Source organism: Maribacter sp. R77961, assembly GCF_044594925.1.
Classification (GTDB): Bacteria; Bacteroidota; Bacteroidia; order Flavobacteriales; family Flavobacteriaceae; genus Maribacter.
Genome location: NZ_CP138991.1, coordinates 2,386,331 through 2,399,890 on the forward strand (window position 1 = coordinate 2,386,331; position 13,560 = coordinate 2,399,890).

Genomic DNA, 13,560 nt, shown 5'->3' on the forward strand with positions numbered 1-13,560 from the left:
ATTAGAGAATAGGAATGAAATTCGAAAAACTTCTTTTTTTAATATTCATAGTTAGTCTTTTTGTTACCTGTAAAGAAGGGCGTCCGGATAAGGAAATAGCCCTTAAACAACCTCCGAACATTCTTTTTATAGCGGTAGATGACCTAAACACCATGCTGGGAAGTCTAGATGGCCCTGCAAAAACCCCTAATATGGATAAATTAGCGGCGATGGGGGTATCCTTTACCGATGCCCATTGCCAAGCTCCCTTATGCGGTCCCTCTAGAGCGTCATTAATGACAGGCTTGCGACCATCTACCACAGGGATATATGGTATGGTACCCGATGATATGATACGTTCAGAAAATCCAGAAACAACGGATATTTTAATGCTGCCCGAGTATTTTAAGCAACATGGATATCATACGATGGGAATTGGCAAATTATTCCATATGCATGCACCAGAAGGCATGTTCGATGATTCTGGAGGACGTGTTAAAGGATTTGGTCCGTTGCCTAAAGAACGATTTGTTTGGGATGGTTTTGGCGCATCGGACAGAAAAAAATATGGTAAAACGAGTACGGACTGGGGCGCGTTTCCGGAAGCAGATTCTTTGATGCCGGACCATCAATCTGTTAATTGGGCCATAGAGCGTCTAAACAAAAAACAGAACAAGCCCTTTTTTATGGGCGTTGGTTTTTTAAGGGTTCATGTGCCACTTTATGTTCCACAAAAATGGTTTGACCTTTATCCTTTGGATAGCATAGCAACCATGCCCTATAAGCCAGATGACTTAAATGATGTACCCGCCGTAGCTAAAATGATAAACGACCTACCCATGATGCCCTCTACCGATTGGGCCATTGAAAATGGGGAATGGCGAAAAATCATTCAAGCCTACCTTGCATGCATTAGTTTTGTAGATTATGAAATAGGGCGCCTATTGGAAGCTTTAGAACAGAGTGAGCACGCCAATAACACCGTAATTGTATTATGGTCCGATCACGGCTATAGGCTTGGTGAGAAAAGTACTTTTGCCAAACATGCACTTTGGGACGTTGCTACAAGAGTACCTTTGATTTTCGCAGCTCCTGAACTTCCAAAAGGTAAAAAAATTGACCAACCAGCGGAATTACTATCGGTATACCCAACACTTTTGGAATTAGCCGACCTACCTGCCTATAAGCGTAACGAAGGTAAAAGTTTAGTTCCAGCCATGATGGGAAATGACCAAGACCCCTCGTATGCCATAACTACCTTTGGAATGAATAACCATGCCATAAAATCAAAAAGATATAGATATATACAGTATGAAGATGGAAGCGAGGAATTCTATGACCATCAGAACGATGCTAATGAGTTTACCAATCTTGTTGGACAACAGAAATATCAACAAGAAATTGAAAAATTAAAATCATTATTACCAAAAGAAAATGCCCTTTGGGACAAAAATTCTATGTACACCTTTCAACCATACTTTGTTGAACAGAAAAAACGCGTTAATGGTTTATAAAACCAATACTTAAGTTATAGGAGCGGATAGATAGGATAAAAAATTAAAATTGAAAAGGTCCCGTTATTTAAAGTTTATCGGCCAAATATAATAAACACCTATCTTCTTCCAAATTGCGCTCCTGAGCATCATATAACATATTAAAATAATGTTTTACGCTCTTGATTTTGAGGAGTACTTGATTAACAATTCCTTCTTCAAAACCTTAAAAAAATAGCTATCTGAAATATTATTACAGTATTTTTTGATAAATTCTTAATATACTGTGAGCATTAATAAATACGGACTATAACAAGAATTTTGACTCTAAAAAAATATACCCTACAGTACAGTACAGGATGACCTAAAAAAACGTTAACGATAATTTAACAACGTTTTAAAAGAATATTCAACTGTATGAAACGACAACCTTATGAAAAAAATTAAACTAAAATCAAACAAACTAAAATCTAGGGTATGCACTTTACTATTTTCCCTAGTATGCCTAACGGCCTGGTCCCAACAGACGGTGACCGGAACAGTATCCGATGAAGATGGTCCTTTGCCAGGAGCATCTGTAGTCGTAAAAGGAACCACCACTGGTGTCAGCACAGATTTTGATGGTAATTTCAGTATTGAAGCCAATACTGATGATACACTTATGTTTTCTTACATAGGATATGCTGGTCAGGAAATCGTAGTGGGCAACCAAAGTACAATAAACGTAATTCTAGCGGCAGATAACAAACTAGACGAAGTTGTAGTAATTGGTTATGGTACCACAACCAAAAAAGATCTTACAGGTTCTGTATCGTCCGTAAGTTCTGAAGATATTACGCAAGTACCTGCTTCAAGAGTTGACCAAGTGTTACAAGGTAGGGCCGCAGGTGTTCAAGTTACCTCGGCAAGTGGAGCACCTGGAGCGGGAACGGCTATTAGAGTAAGGGGTGGTAACTCTATCACCGGTAGCAACGAGCCATTATTTGTTATTGATGGTATTGTGGTTGGAACCAACTTCAACTTGAACAATATTAATCCCAGCGATATCCAGTCCCTTGAAATTTTAAAGGATGCCTCTTCTATCGCCATATATGGCTCTAGAGGTGCAAATGGTGTGGTCTTGGTTACGACTAAAAGTGGTCGCCGTACGGGAAGCGGAAAACCTGAAGTGAGTGTAAATGTATTCACCAGTATGCAAATGCTGCCTGAACTGCCTGATGTATTAACTAGAGAAGAACAAATTGCGTTTACAAATGAACATGCCGAGTTTAGGTCGGTTGCGGCACCTTTCCCAGATGACCCATCTACCTACCCCAATAACGATTGGGTTGATCTAACAACGGGCCCGGCACCAATTTATAATGCGGACGTATCAATTTCAGGATCATCAGAAAATGTGAATTACTATAACTCTATAAATTACTTTAATCAAGAAGGTATTGTAAAGAGCTCTGGGATAGAAAAATTTATTTTTAGATCAAATTTAGATATAAACCTAAGTGACAAACTAAAAGCTGGTTTCCGTATCAATTACTCCAGAATAAGACAAAACAATGCGCTTACCAGTTTTCAAGGTAATTTGTTCGGTACATTGCGTACCCAACCGGCATTTAATGATGACGGTACCTTTAATGGATTTAATGATGTCGTTGGTTCGCCATTCAGTAACCCGCTTGCAAATTTTGAATTGAATACGAATCAGACCTTTACCAATAACTTATTGGCCACCGCGTATTTAGAGTACCGACCTGCGCCAGGCTGGACCATTCGTTCGACTTTCAGTCCAGAATTCAATAATGTTAAACGAAACAGATTTAATTCTAGCCAATTACCGGGCAATCTTGCCGTGGGTATCACCGATGGCGGAAACGCGAGTGTTAGAACGGTAGCAAGTGTTGGTTGGAACAATGAAAATACGATACAGTACAGAACTGATTTTGGTGACCATAGCTTAACTGTTTTGGGGGGTGCTTCCTTTCAAAAAGTAGAAACTGAAATTACCGAAGCCGAGGCCGCTGGTATAACCAGTGACGCCACTGGTTTTAACAACCTAGGTAATTCAGACCCAATAAGATCGGTCGTAAGCAGCAATTTCAATGGATTTCAAATTGCATCGTTTTTCGGAAGGATAAACTACGACTATAAAGATAAATACTTACTTACCTTAGTAGGTAGAACAGATGGTAGTTCCGTTTTCGCGCCAGGGAACAAATATAATTTTTATCCTTCTGTGGCAGGGGCCTGGAACATCAATGAAGAGGAGTTCATGCAAAATCAGAACTTATTCAGTAATTTAAAGTTAAGAGCAAGTTGGGGTAAATCCGGTAATCAAGCAATTGGACCATACCGAACACTGGGGGTGCTAACTGAAGCGAACACTACCCTCGATGGTGCCGAGGTACCCGGTTTAACATTGGGTAGACCTTCAAATCCTAATCTGCAATGGGAAACCACCACTTCATTGGATATAGCATTAGAAGCATCACTTTTCGGTGGTAGAATCTTTACGGAATTCAACTATTACCAAAAGGAGACCAACGATTTACTTTTAGATGTTACCATTCCTAGACAAACCGGCTTTACAAGTCAATTGCAAAATATCGGAGCACTTGAAAACAAAGGATGGGAATTATTGGTAAATTCTACCAATATAGCCAATGACAACTTTAGTTGGAATACTACGTTGACATTAGCATCGAACAGGAATGAAATATTAGATCTTGGTGGTCAAGAATTTATAGATCTTGTTGTAGACCCTATACTAGGTTCTGGTAATACGCGATTGATCGTTGGTGAATCGGTTCCTGTATTTACAGGAGTAAATTATTTAGGAACCTGGAAGAGTCAAGCAGAAATTGATGCTTCTGGGCTTACCGCTCAAGTGGTTGGCGGATCAAGATTTGAAGATTTAAACGGAGATGGTATTATCTCCACAGAAGACAATGTTGTTTTGGGAAGTCCGTTCCCTGATTTAATTTTCGGATTCGAAAACTCATTTTCGTATAAGAATCTTGATTTTTCATTTTTCTTTCAAGGTACCTCTGGTAACGAGGTTTACAACCTAAATATGAGAAATAACTATTTCAATCGTGGAGAAGCGGTGAAATTTGGAGATTTACGCGATCGTTGGACGGTTGACAATCCAAACTCTGATATTCCTAGAGCGGGTGCGGACTCTGTAACAAATACACCTCCTAATTCAGAATATGTAGAAGATGGTTCCCATATCCGTCTTAAAGCGGTACGTTTGGCCTATAATTTCCCTACCGAAAAGATGGGCTTGGATGGAGTGAAAAATGCAACTATATACTTAAATGGTAGTAATTTGTTATTGTTCTCTAAAACTCGGTTGATTGAGCCTGAAGCAAATAACTTTAACGAAGGCAATAATCAATTTGGTAATATAGCGCTAGGATTTTTAAGTGCGCAATACCCTAATCCTAGAGTTCTTACCCTAGGTCTAAATGTAACTTTTTAAAAAAATAAATATGAAAACAAAGAATCTAATTTTATACATCTTCGTATTGTTCTCCTTTTTCGGATGCGAGAAATTTTTAGAAGAAGATCCAAGAGCAATTATTGCACCTGAAACGTTCTTTGCATCGGATAATGATGCTAGACAAGCAATACAGGGTACTTATGCCATTTTAAAGAATAATTCTATTTATGGTCAAGTAGGTTTAGATCATTTTTATGACAATGGTGCAGATATCATAGAACCGAACCGTGCTGCAAATTTTGTACAGCCTATTGGCAATTATACATTGAATGAGGCCTTGGCTGATGTATCCGTTCAAAAGATGAGCGTATCCGATACCTGGAAAGACCTCTACAGAGTAGTCTTTAACGCTAATTTCATTATTGACAGGGTAACGGATAATGAAGCCATACTTGAAGAAGTACGTACTGAGGTAATCGCAGAAGCAAGATTTTTGCGTGCTTTATGTTATTGGCATATTACCAATCTTTGGGGAGATGCCCCTTATTACACCGAAGCATTAACTCTGGATGAAGTACGTGTTTTGGGAAGAACTCCGGAAGCAACAATACTAGAAGGTGTTATATCCGATTTACAGTTTGCACAAGGTGTTTTACCTTCAACCTATCCTGACGATCAAAGAGGTCGTGCTACGAGATGGGCTGCGGCAATCATCGAAGCTAAAATTTACATGAAGCAACAAAATTGGCAAGCCGGTTTAAGTAAGTCTCTAGAGATTATTAATGAATCTCCGCATATCTTATTGCCTACTTACGAGGAAGTTTTTGACCCTGCTAACGAGTATAATGCGGAAATTATCTGGTCTTTAGATTTTGCAAGGGACATAGAAGGTATATTCGATCCGGCTTTCCCTGGAAGAAGTTTTGCGGGAAACAATAGTTGGAGACCCAGTATGTTCAATCCACGTTTAAGGGATGAACCTGCAAATACTGATGAAAGAAGTGCTTTAGCGGATGCACTTTCGGCAAGAGGCGAGGCTTTTAATGGTACAGGCTTACAGGTAGCATCAAAAGATTTTGCTGAAAAGTTCCCATTGAATGATTTAAGAAGACCTTTGAATATTGTAGACAATTACTTAGGTTTTGAATTGAACTTCCCATACATGGCTAAATTTTGGAATTTAGATTTAGCCACTTCCCCACGTTTTAACCATTCGGATAATCGAATGGTGTTTAGACTTGCCGATGTTTATTTAATGGCAGCTGAGTGTGAAAATGAAGCCAATGGTCCTGGAGGAGCTTATCAATACATTGAACCTATAAGGCAACGTGCATTTGCTACCCAAGCAGAATGGGAATTAGCAGGGTTGAGTCAACAAGAATTTAGGGAAGCCATTTATGACGAGCGTAAATGGGAATTAGCAGCAGAAGCGCATAGACGCTATGATTTAATCCGTTGGGGTATTCTATTAGATGTTGTTCAGGATTTAGAATACCGTTTCTGGGAACCTAATGTCAATATTAGACCTTGGCATGTGTTATTACCCATTCCATTACAGGAATTGGAACAGAATCCTGCCCTATTAGAGTCCGACCCAACAAATAATGGTTACCGGTAATTTAATGGCAACCAAATAGAATAACGAAAGTTTGTTTGAGTTAGTTTGAATATGGGGTAAGCACTGTGCTTGCCCCATTTTTTTTATGAGAATCTCTGTAATCCTTAGGTTGACATCGGCTAAAACATATTGCTCATCTATAAGTTTCGTTACCCATAAATAACAAAAACCATGAAAACCAATTACCTCATCTGTTTATTAATCGTAATCTGTTCTAACGTCCATGCACAAATAAAACACGGACTACGGGATGCTCAGGGTCGCCATATCATATCCCGTGGATTTGTGGTAAACACCAACGATCATAAAGGAGAGGTATTCTTTAATTCGGACGATTACCTCAGAATGGAACGCATGGGGGCAAATGCCCAAGTGATACGATTAGAATTAGGCAAACTGAGCTCCTTTCCCGGAGGCAAACTGGACCAGAACTACCTGAAAAAGTTGGATACCCTAGTCGCACATGGAAGAAATAGCGGAATGAAAACCGTTTTTAAAATGACGGTTTATGGGGTGGATAGTTTTAAGTGGGAGGACTTTTGGAAGAACAAAAAGAACGAATACGACACCTATATCAATGCCTGGCGGGTCATCTGGAAACGTTATGCAACGGAGAATTCTGTTCTGGGCTACGATATTGTAAACGAGCCAAGAAAACTGACCATGGATATTTCCTATACCGAGTTGACCAAAAAATACTTGGTTCCCCTGTACCAAAAAATTATCGATGCCTGTCATGAAATCAATGCGGATAAAAAAGTACTGGTGCAATCCATTTTTATGAACAAAGGGGAAGGTATAGATAATAACCAATATGCTGAGATTACTGTCCCGATAAATCGGAAGAACGTGATTTTCGCTCCACATATCTATCAGGACAAAATAGATTTTATAAAACCTGTCATGGATCGGTTCGACTCAGAATCGGACCTCTTAGAAGCTCCAATTTACATTGGCGAATGGGGCTTTCCTACCTTCGCGTCCACCGACACCTTGATCGCTGGAGATTTGGGACAATTAAGGTACAGGGAGCTCTATATCCGTACCGCAGAAGTTTTTGACCGTATGGGCGTGGGTAGCATAAAAGCATGGTTTTTAGGGAATAGAAGCATGCAGAATTTTCTACCCGGCGGCCCTTCTACATGGGCTATTTTTAGTGATGAAAAAGCGGCCGGAACCATAGAAAGAAAATACATTACGGATGTTATTGCCAGACCATACCCTCAAACTATTGCTGGAGATATTCAAAACTTTATGTTCCATTTCGCAACAAGAACCTTGGACCTTAACCTCCGTTCTGACAACAGTAAAGGAGCCTCTAAGATATTCATAGGGGCCAATAGACATTATCCAGACGGATTTTCCATTCTGATCGACTCCGATTTTGTGATGTACCATAATCCCTTAAAAAATGCTGGATTGGAGGTCTATAAACTTCCTGAAAATGTAAATCCGTCCGATTTCATTTGGGATGACAAAACACAAAAATTACTTATCTTAAAGTGGCCAAAAGATAAGAGTGATTTGCATGTTCAAATTGTGCCTGGCATCCGTGATTTTAAAGTGTTAGAATAATTATAATTTAAAAGAACCTCAGATGAGTACTTTCAACTTAACTATAAAATAGTGTGAAGAATTGGAACCATTAGTAGAAATAATAACTAGCAGATAAATTTGAATTCTTTTGAATTCTTTTAAAATCTTGATTGTCAAATAAACTGAAAACTTATGAAGAAAATACTCATTTTAACCCTCATAGTATCTTGGCTATCGATGGGGATGAAACCTAAGAAAGAACTCCCCATCCTGGGAATAGCCCATGTGGCGTTTCAAGTATCAAGTTTAGAACAGTCACGTGCCTTCTACACGGCGTTCTATGGATTTGAATATGCGTTTGCGGCTTATGAAGACCAGGAGGCTTGGTATTTAAAAATCAACGACGACCAGTTCGTAAAGTTGGTGTCAAAACCAGAGGGCACGGATGACAATCGATTAGTGGAAGTCGCTTTTCAGGTTTCAGACATCAAAACTACGGTTGCCATGCTCCGAGAAAGAGGACTCAAACCAGCCCCAGTTGAAAAAAAACCTGATGGTACTTTAGCAAGCGTTCTAGTTGACCCTAACGGCCATAACCTGATTTTTGTTGAATATACTTCTGATTCCAAGCAAGCACAAGCTAGAGGCAAGTATCTCGGGGCCCGCCGAGTTTCCGATCGTTTGCTGCATGTAGGTATTACCATTAAGGATGAGGCAACGGCCAACGCACTGTATCGAGATGCGTTAGGTTTTCAAGAAATTTGGCGGGGATCGCGCAAGGATGGCAGTCCGGATGCTTGGGTAAATATGCAAATGCCAGGTAACAGAGGTGACTATGTCGAATATATCCTCGTTAACGATATGAAACTGAGTAGAGCGCAAAAGGGAACAATGCATCATATGTGCCTTTTGACAGACGATATTAAAAAAGCCCATAGCGATATGTTATTTAATGCCTTACCCGACCTTGAACGATACGAGCCCTTGATTGCCCGTAACAATCGCTGGGTGTGCAATGTACATGATCTTGATGGTACGCGTTGTGAAGTAATGGAATCAAAAGAAGCCATAAAAAAATGACACATATGATACCAAAATCTCGTTTTTCCCTATTGGGATTCCTGTTTTTAGTCCTAGGTTCATTTGTTCTTCCCCAAACGGGTTTTGCACAAACTAAGTCAACCACAGTTTCGGCTTTGGACGAGGCTCCTAGTTTCTTCGGTGCAAGACGAGGCGCCTTGCCCAGAGTCAAAGAAGGCATTTCCAAAGGTGACCCTTCGCTTATTCCAGCCTATGAAGCCCTGTTAAAAGCAGCAGATGAAGCCTTAAAGATAAAACCACCAACGGTAACCGATAAAACACGGCATCCCGTTACCGGGAATCTGAATGACTATTATACGCAAGCACCCTACCTTTGGCCTGATCCGTCAAAGTCAGACGGCTTGCCCTACCTACCAAAGGATGGCGTGATCAACCCAGAATCACGTAACCCTGATTTCGCGGACTATTCGCGCGGTCAGGAAATAGGCCGTTTAGTGGAAACATTGGCCCTCGCTTATTACCTCTCTGGAAAAGAAACCTACGCTGCCCATGCAGCGCAATGTCTACAGGTTTGGTTTAATAATCCTGCCACACGGATGAACCCGCACCTACAATATGCCCAAGCTGTACCCGGCAGAAACGAAGGGCGGTACATAGGTATGATTGAAGCAGGTGGTGTGGTGCAAGCGGTGGATGCGGCGGGGCTCTTGGATGGGTCTACCCATTGGAACAAAAAGGACCGGAAGGCACTGGAGGTCTGGATAACGGACTTTCTAGATTGGTTTATGAACAGCGAGTATGGTCGTGAAGAAGTTCAGATGAGACAAAATCATGGCACGATGTTCGACGTAAGGGTGGCACGCTTAGCGCTCGCTTTGGGAAAGACGGACTTAGCTCGGAAAAAGTTAACCTCGGTAAAAGAAAACCGAATCGCGCGTCAAATAGAACCGGACGGGGCCCAGCCTATGGAGCTGCGACGTACCAAGTCATTTAATTACTCTGAAATGAATTTGACAGGACTCACTGAACTGGCGACACTCGGGGAATGGGTCGGGGTGGACTTGTGGACCTACGAGACTGCGGATGGCCGCAGCATCCGACGAGCATTGGAGTTCCTTAGACCTTATGTTCAGAAATTACCTGAAGGATGGCCACCACGGTTCTGGCACTACAAACAAATCGTTCCCTTTCATCCGGAGATTCTTGCTCCTGCATTTCGTATGGCAAGCATAGGGTATCAAGAGGAAGAATATGAGGCTATTGTTGAGCAGTTCCCCAGTTTTAAGGCATCTAGTTTTCAATTAACACATCCAAAAAGATAGTTTTTAGTAGTATGAATGACATATCGCGCATTTAGCCAAACTTTTTTTGAAAAAATGGAAAAATCTGAGGAAAACCCAAATACTTATGATGATTGAGTTATTAATTACTCGCATGATTCTTAAATCAAATGATTCACAAAAATGATACTACCGTGAGAAAAATAAAATCTAAAGAAATTTCAGCATTATTTATATTAACTTTTTCTGCTTTGCTGTTTATTTCTTGTAAGCAAGAACAGCCAGTAAATACTGCATTGAAGCAAAAACAAGATATTATTCCCGCATTAAATGCGTATTCTTTTGCAGATTTACTCAGAGCCAAGAGTCAGCGAAGTGATGAACAGGTATACACTTTGTTTAATTTACTAGATTGGTGTGCTTCAAAAGAAATTAAGGCATTAGACCCGACAGCTTATTTTTTTCCGACCTATCCAGAAGTTCCTTCCGATGAATACCTTGAGCGTTTTAAAAACCGTGCAAACGATTTGGGGATTGCTATTTCGGGAACAGGTATTAGAAATAACTTTGCCTCTCCTGATTCAGTAGTAAGAAAGGAAGGATTAGACTTGGCCAAAGCTTGGATTGTGGCAGCTTCAAAGATTGAAGCACCCGTTATTCGGGTTTTTGCAGGAGCGATTCCAGAAGGTTACGAAGAAAATTGGGAAGTACCAGCGCAATGGATGATCGATTGCTACAAAGAATTACTTCCGGTAGCGGAACAATACGGTGTTAAAATAGGTATTCAGAATCACGGCGAAATGTTGCAAACCGCGGAGCAATGTATTTATATCATGAAAGCACTTGATTCAGAATGGGCAGGCATCATCGTTGATACAGGAAATTTTAAAACACCGGATCCTTATAAAGATATCGCTGAAGTTGTTCCTTATGCAATAAATTGGCAGGTCAAAGAAAGTCTGTTCGGTCTTGGTTCGGAAATCAAGACAGACTATAATAAACTAATAGAAATTATCAGAGTAGGAGGTTATACAGGATACCTCCCAGTAGAAACCTTGTATGTTAAGGGTAAACCTTATGACCCCTTTGCATTGGTGTCAAGTATGATCGATGAATTACGCATTGCGCTGTAACCTAAACAGCACTAGAATTTAAAACTATGAAAAACACAATTAAAACCGGAATACTATCCTTTGGGATGTCCGGTAGTTTATTTCATGCTCCTTTTCTTAGGTGCCATCCCGGGTTTGAATTTTCTGCAGTAGTAGAAAGATCTAAAAAAAAGGTTTGCTTAGATTACAAAAATGTAAAAAGTTACAATGCTATTGATGAACTTTTACAGGACGAATCTATCGAGCTTGTAATTGTAAATACACCAAATGAAACACATTTTGAATTCGCTTTAAAGGCAATTAAGGCCAATAAGCATGTATTAATTGATAAACCTTTTACCACGACGGCCGCTGAGGCAAAACAACTATTTAAAGCGGCAAAAAAGAAGGGTGTATTCTTATTACCCTATCAAAACCGAAGGTATGATTCCGATTTTCTCTCGGTGAAAGAAGTTATTGAATCTGGCAAACTTGGAAACTTGGTCGAGGTTCATTTTAGATACGATAGATTTAGAAACGCTGTTGTTCAAAATAGCTGGAAAGAAGACCCTATCCCCGGAAATGGCGTGATTTATAATTTAGGTGCGCACGTTATAGATGGAATAATTTCATTATTTGGATTACCCTTAAAATGGTCAAAATATTCATCATCTGTTCGTCCTGGCACTCAAGTAAATGATTATGAACATGTTCATTTACTATATCCCAATAACTTGCAAGTATTTGTAACCATCAGTTTGTTGGTTGCGGATCCACAGCCGGCATTTATTCTAAATGGCACATTGGGAACCTTTAAAAAAAATAGAACCGATGTTCAGGAAAATCAATTAAATGAGGGAATGCAACCTGATAATTCATTGTTTGGTATAGAATTACCTGAAAGTGAAGGGATAATAACCACTATAGCCACCAATGGATTAAAAACACAAGAGAAAATCACCGCACCAAAAGCAAGTTATATGAATGTCTTTGAAGATGTTTATCAAACCTTGAGAATGGGTAAGGGGTATCCGGTAACGGAAGAACAAATAATAGCACAATTGGAAATATTGGAACAGTAAATAGGATACCAGTACCATCGATACAGGTTATCAAGCTTTCAACTGACGTATCGAAATTACTCGTTTTCCGACTAACGAAATACATAAGAATAATGAAAAAAATTAGTTCAATTTTACTTTGCTTATGCTGTTTTTCAGCTTTATGGGCACAAAACGGCATTCAGCCTGGGCAAGAAAAAACTTTGGGAGACTCCATTTCAAATCCTGCAATCAATAAAACTTTAGATGAAATAAACAATCGATTTCAACACGTCGATGTTTCCCTTATTGAGTGGCCAGATGCGCTGCAAAAGAAAATGGGAAAACTGAAAAACATCGCCTTTATGGCTGTTCCAATCAAGAAACCTGCTGAAAAATTACCGCTACTTATTTCCTTGCATGGCGGAGGAGGCAAAGAAATGCCCCTAGAGCAACAGCTTGCCCGATCCGCAAAGGTGAAAGGCCTAAGATTAGCGGAACTAACCAAAAAAGACTTGATACTATTGGAGCCGAATACGGCTGAGGATTGGAATGTTACCTCGCTGAACGCAATGCTCGATTACGTTTTGGAAAACTATAAGGAGATTGATGCAAACCGTGTTTATGTGATGGGACATAGCATGGGTGGTCGGGGCACCTGGAATTGGATAAATGAATCATCAAATCGTTTTGCTGCGGCAGCGCCCGCTGGTTTCTCGGCTGGTGATACCGGTAATCCAGAACGCTTGGTGAACTTGCCAATTTGGGGAATGGCCGGCGGAGACGACGGAGATAGGGCAACGGGCATCAAAAAGATGGTGGAACGCTTAAGGGCGGCCGGGAACAAGAATGTAAAGCATACGGAATTCCCCGGAGCGAATCATGCAGCAGGAAACGCGGCTGTTTTCAGTTCGGTGGAACTAGTTGATTGGATGCTTGGATTTTCAAGAGGGAGGCACTGAAATAACCTCGCACTAATTAAGTGAATTACCCAGAGGTATTCCCATAAGCATCTATTGAAGATAGATTTACGACACATGAAA

General features: G+C 40.2%; 9 protein-coding genes. All 9 read left to right on the forward strand.

Annotation, left to right across the window (positions count from 1 at the left end):
* The first annotated feature begins 14 nt into the window (after positions 1–14).
* Positions 15–1,493: a sulfatase gene (locus tag SJY09_RS10490; protein ID WP_396635669.1), complete on the forward strand. Its 1,479-nt coding sequence runs from the start codon at positions 15–17 to the stop codon at positions 1,491–1,493.
* 412 nt (positions 1,494–1,905) lie between these two features.
* A complete protein-coding gene (locus SJY09_RS10495) occupies positions 1,906–4,950 on the forward strand; it encodes a SusC/RagA family TonB-linked outer membrane protein (RefSeq protein ID WP_396635670.1) in 3,045 nt (1,014 codons plus the stop codon).
* Positions 4,951–4,960: 10 nt separating this feature from the next.
* Positions 4,961–6,529, forward strand: coding sequence for a RagB/SusD family nutrient uptake outer membrane protein (locus tag SJY09_RS10500; protein WP_396635671.1), 1,569 nt, complete (start codon positions 4,961–4,963; stop codon positions 6,527–6,529).
* A gap of 171 nt (positions 6,530–6,700) precedes the next feature.
* Positions 6,701–8,104: a cellulase family glycosylhydrolase gene (locus SJY09_RS10505; RefSeq protein ID WP_396635672.1), complete on the forward strand. Its 1,404-nt coding sequence runs from the start codon at positions 6,701–6,703 to the stop codon at positions 8,102–8,104.
* Between the two features lie 246 nt (positions 8,105–8,350).
* Complete coding sequence (locus SJY09_RS10510) at positions 8,351–9,145, forward strand: VOC family protein (RefSeq protein ID WP_396635673.1); 795 nt, start codon at positions 8,351–8,353, stop codon at positions 9,143–9,145.
* 5 nt (positions 9,146–9,150) lie between these two features.
* On the forward strand, positions 9,151–10,428 hold the full coding sequence (locus SJY09_RS10515; protein WP_396635674.1) for an alginate lyase family protein: 1,278 nt from the start codon (positions 9,151–9,153) through the stop codon (positions 10,426–10,428).
* A gap of 152 nt (positions 10,429–10,580) precedes the next feature.
* Positions 10,581–11,519, forward strand: a complete 939-nt coding sequence (locus SJY09_RS10520; protein ID WP_396635675.1) for a sugar phosphate isomerase/epimerase family protein — start codon at positions 10,581–10,583, stop codon at positions 11,517–11,519.
* 26 nt (positions 11,520–11,545) lie between these two features.
* Positions 11,546–12,559 carry a Gfo/Idh/MocA family oxidoreductase gene (locus SJY09_RS10525; RefSeq protein ID WP_396635676.1) on the forward strand — a complete coding sequence of 338 codons (1,014 nt, stop codon included), beginning with the start codon at positions 11,546–11,548 and terminating at the stop codon, positions 12,557–12,559.
* A 92-nt stretch (positions 12,560–12,651) separates the two neighbouring features.
* Positions 12,652–13,479: a dienelactone hydrolase family protein gene (locus tag SJY09_RS10530; RefSeq protein ID WP_396635677.1), complete on the forward strand. Its 828-nt coding sequence runs from the start codon at positions 12,652–12,654 to the stop codon at positions 13,477–13,479.
* Positions 13,480–13,560: the final 81 nt, after the last annotated feature.

What these genes read in the sequence shown, in the direction of transcription:
- SJY09_RS10515 (WP_396635674.1), top strand. Translation starts at nt 9,151, where the DNA reads ATGATACCAAAATCTCGTTTTTCCCTATTGGGATTCCTGTTTTTAGTC.
- SJY09_RS10505 (WP_396635672.1), top strand. Translation starts at nt 6,701, where the DNA reads ATGAAAACCAATTACCTCATCTGTTTATTAATCGTAATCTGTTCTAAC.
- SJY09_RS10495 (WP_396635670.1), top strand. Translation starts at nt 1,906, where the DNA reads ATGAAAAAAATTAAACTAAAATCAAACAAACTAAAATCTAGGGTATGC.
- SJY09_RS10530 (WP_396635677.1), top strand. Translation starts at nt 12,652, where the DNA reads ATGAAAAAAATTAGTTCAATTTTACTTTGCTTATGCTGTTTTTCAGCT.
- SJY09_RS10490 (WP_396635669.1), top strand. Translation starts at nt 15, where the DNA reads ATGAAATTCGAAAAACTTCTTTTTTTAATATTCATAGTTAGTCTTTTT.
- SJY09_RS10500 (WP_396635671.1), top strand. Translation starts at nt 4,961, where the DNA reads ATGAAAACAAAGAATCTAATTTTATACATCTTCGTATTGTTCTCCTTT.
- SJY09_RS10525 (WP_396635676.1), top strand. Translation starts at nt 11,546, where the DNA reads ATGAAAAACACAATTAAAACCGGAATACTATCCTTTGGGATGTCCGGT.